This is a genomic window from Mesorhizobium sp. M7A.F.Ca.CA.002.05.1.1, from assembly GCF_003998335.1.
Classification (GTDB): Bacteria; Pseudomonadota; Alphaproteobacteria; order Rhizobiales; family Rhizobiaceae; genus Mesorhizobium.
On the sequence record NZ_RZQI01000717.1, the window covers coordinates 1 to 3,131 of the forward strand.

Here is a 3,131-nt window from a genome sequence, read left to right on the forward strand (position 1 = left end):
GGGTAGCGCACTGGCCGTGATGATGTTCATCATCGTTGCCGGCGTCACCGCTATCGCGCTTCGCTATCTGCGCCGTCGTGAGATCGAACTGTGAGCGAAACAAACGGCACCAGGGAACCCGGCGAGCTGTTGAAGAACGGCGCCATCCAGCTGATGCTGGCGGTCAATGCCGTCATCATGATCTATCCGCTGTTCGTCATGGTGATGTCGTCCTTCAAGACCAATGCCGAGATCTTCAGCTCGCCCTTCGCCCTGCCGGCGCACTTCTCGCTGGCCAATGCCGAGCGGGTGTGGAGCGAAACCAATTTCGTGCGCTACCTCGCCAATTCCGTCGGCATCACCATGGCCGCGGTGGCGCTGATCCTTCTGTTCAGCACCATGGCCGCCTATGCGATTGCCCGCTACCAGTTCAGGCTGAGCGCGCTGGTGCTGATGTTTTTCCTCAGCGGCATGACCGTGCCGCTGAAACTGGCGATCATTCCGCTGTTCATCCAGCTGGATTCGCTGAGGCTGGTCGACAGCTATGCCGGCCTGGTGCTGGTCTATGTCGCCATGGGCATTCCCTCGGCGGTGTTCATCATGACCGGCTTCCTCCGGACTTTGCCGCGCGAACTGGAAGAGTCGGCGCGCATGGACGGCGCCAGCGAATTTCGCATCATGCGATCGATCATGCTGCCGCTGGCGCGCCCGGCGCTCGTCATCGTCGCAATCCAGAACGCCGTGCCCATCTGGAACGACTTCTTCTTCCCGCTGGTGCTGATCACCTCCGACAATCTCAAGACGCTGCCGCAGGGCCTCACCGTCCTCGTCGGCGAATTCACCACCGACTGGGGCGTGCTATTCACCGGGCTGACGCTGGCGGCGTTGCCGATCACGCTGCTCTACATCGTTCTGTCGAAGCAGTTCATCTCCGGCATCACTCAGGGTGCGGTGAAATAAGGCACTGTCAGTAACGAGGATTGTTTCAAGTGGCGAACCAGAACAAGATCATCATCACCTGCGCGGTCACCGGCTCGATCCACACGCCGTCAATGTCGCCGCATCTGCCGGTGAGCGCACAAGACATCGCCGAGGCCGCGATCGGCGCGGCGGAGGCCGGCGCTGCCATCGTCCATCTGCATGCGCGCAACCCCGTCGATGGCCGTCCCGACCAGTCGACCGAGGCCTTCGCGCCCTTCCTCAGGGTGATCAAGCAGCGCTCGGACTGCGTGATCAACATCACCACCGGCGGCGCCGCGACGATGAGCGTCGAGGAGCGGGTCAAGCCGGCGGCGACCTTTGCGCCGGAAGTCGCCTCGCTCAACATGGGCTCGATGAATTTCGGCCTCTATCCGATGCTGGAGCGCTTCAAGACCTTCGAACATGATTGGGAGCTTCCATATCTCGAAGGCTCGCGCGACCGCATCTTCCGCAACACCTTTGGCGATATCGAGCACATATTGCGCACCTGTGCGGAGAACGGCACCCGTTTCGAAATCGAGTGTTACGACATCGGCCATCTCTATACGCTCGCCCATTTCGTCGAGCGCGGCCTGGTCAAGGCGCCGTTCTTTGTCCAGAGCGTGTTCGGTATCCTTGGCGGCATCGGCACCCATCCGGAGGATGTCGCGCATATGAAGCGCACCGCCGACCGCCTGTTTGGGCGGGACTACCACTGGTCGGTGCTGGGCGCGGGCCGAAGCCAACTGCCGATCGCCACCCAGGCGATTGCGCTTGGAGGCAATGTGCGCGTCGGGCTTGAGGACTCGCTGTGGATCGGCAAGGGCCAGCTGGCGAAATCCAACGCCGAGCAGGTGAAGAAGGTCCGCCAGATCATTGAGGGGCTCGGTGCCTCGGTGGCCACCCCTGACGAGGCGCGGCAAATTTTGCAGCTCAAGGGTGGCGACAAGGTCTCTTTCTGAGGAAAACACTAATGAGTGCGGTCACCATATCGGGCGTCGAGAGAGCCCTTGGCAAGGCGAAGGTTATCCACGACGTATCTGTCGACATCGCGTCCGGTGAGTTCGTCATCCTCGTCGGACCGTCCGGCTGCGGCAAGTCGACCTCGATACCGTCGAAACATGGCCGGCGCCTTTCCGCCAGCAGGCGCTGGCCTTGATGGCGGCGGAGCGGAATGACGATCCGGATGCCGCGCTCGACCGTCTCGTGCTCGAGGCGGCGCTGGCCGAGGGAGACGATCAGGCGCTGGCGCGCAAGGTGCTAGCCCGCATCGAAGCCGGTTCGAGCCGGCCGTCCTTCCTGCCGCGCCTGCTCTTGAGTCGGGCCGGGTTTGCCGCCTGCGCTGCTGCCGCGCTCATAGCGGCGACGCTGGCAGGCTACCAGGCGGCGCGGCTGCAGGACGATCCGTCCGATATGGAGCTTCTGGCGCTGGCGTCGGGATCGTCGCTGGCTTATGGCGTGTCCCGGATGATCCGGCAGAGGAGGGCTCGCTTTGAAGCGTTCCCGGATATGGACGGCGACGCTGGTGGTGCTCGCCCTTTCGCTCGGGGTCAACTTCTTCCTGCTCGGCTATGCCTTGCACGGCCTGCGCAAGGGCGCGGCGCGCGCGTGCTGTTGTCGGAGATTGCCAGCACTTATCCGCCCGAGGTAAGGAAGGAGTTCCGTGGCGTGCTGCGCGACAACGGCGCTCGCACCTTCCAGGCACTGCGCGAACTGCGTGCCGCGGGCACCATTGTGGCGGCGGCACAAACAGCCAAACCCTTTGACGAAGCGGCGGTGAAGGACGCGACGGCGGGGTGCGCACCGCCACGACCAGCCTTCAGGCGACGATGCAGGGCTATCTCCTGATGGCGCTGAAGAATGTAACCGCCAAACCTCTGTGGGAGGCTGAGCCGCTACGGCCCTACTGGCGGCACAATCGTCACCGACCTATGTCGATATCCAACCGGCTTTGAGGCCCGATCACGAAGATGGAACAATGCGGCACGACGGGCTTGTCCTGACCTTGCTCCGACGCGAACTCTCGGCTGGCTTGCGCTCGATGCGCCGCCGCGACCTTGCCTGGATCGGGCTTGGTGGCTGGGCCCTTTTTGCCTACGCCATGGCCGACGTCGTTGTCGCGTTGCAGGCCGGGGCGGCCACGCTGCGGCAGGAGCAGGCGCTGTGGCTGCTTGGTTTGCCGAGCGCGCTTC

At 63.5% G+C, this 3,131-nt stretch carries 3 protein-coding genes and 2 pseudogenes; all 5 read left to right on the plus strand.

Features of this window, described 5'->3' with window-relative positions; genetic code table 11:
• The first annotated feature begins 90 nt into the window (after positions 1 to 90).
• Entirely contained in the window at positions 91 to 939 is an 849-nt protein-coding gene (locus EN939_RS27200) for a carbohydrate ABC transporter permease (protein WP_127270834.1), read from the plus strand.
• Between the two features lie 29 nt (positions 940 to 968).
• Positions 969 to 1,901, plus strand: coding sequence for a 3-keto-5-aminohexanoate cleavage protein (locus EN939_RS27205; protein WP_127270835.1), 933 nt, complete (start codon positions 969 to 971; stop codon positions 1,899 to 1,901).
• An 11-nt stretch (positions 1,902 to 1,912) separates the two neighbouring features.
• Positions 1,913 to 2,044, plus strand: a pseudogene (locus tag EN939_RS27210) (ATP-binding cassette domain-containing protein); the annotation flags it as partial.
• Between the two features lie 53 nt (positions 2,045 to 2,097).
• Positions 2,098 to 2,787: a hypothetical protein gene (locus EN939_RS39350; RefSeq protein ID WP_245456826.1), complete on the plus strand. Its 690-nt coding sequence runs from the start codon at positions 2,098 to 2,100 to the stop codon at positions 2,785 to 2,787.
• Between the two features lie 130 nt (positions 2,788 to 2,917).
• Positions 2,918 to 3,131: pseudogene (locus EN939_RS27225) on the plus strand (hypothetical protein); the annotation flags it as partial.